Source organism: Tritonibacter sp. SIMBA_163 (genome assembly GCF_046535935.1).
GTDB lineage: Bacteria > Pseudomonadota > Alphaproteobacteria > Rhodobacterales > Rhodobacteraceae > Epibacterium > Epibacterium scottomollicae.
Map to the genome: position 1 here is coordinate 1 of NZ_JAWJBP010000406.1, position 274 is coordinate 274.

Sequence of the window (274 nt, forward strand, 5' to 3'; positions counted from 1 at the left end):
CTCAAATCTTCATAGGCTACAAGATCGTTAGATTGTATAACACGGAGCGCGAGTCTCTTCGCAAACTCTTTTCGCTGCCTACTTATTTTGAGATGAGTTCGTCCTAACTTATTAATTGCTTTCTTACGGTTAGATGAGCCTTTAACTTTTCTAGAAACTCTGCGTTGACCCTTTTTTAGTTTTGGTTCTGATTGACGATAATATCTTGGATTTGATTCTTTGTTCCCTTTAGAATCGGTATAAAATTCTTTGAGTCCAACATCTACACCAATGG

The 274-nt window shown here is 37.2% G+C and carries 1 protein-coding gene; it reads right to left on the reverse strand.

Annotation, left to right across the window (positions count from 1 at the left end; translation table 11 throughout):
- A partial coding sequence (locus R0J92_RS22915) for a transposase (protein ID WP_411053360.1) occupies positions 1-274 on the reverse strand: 274 nt, incomplete at both ends.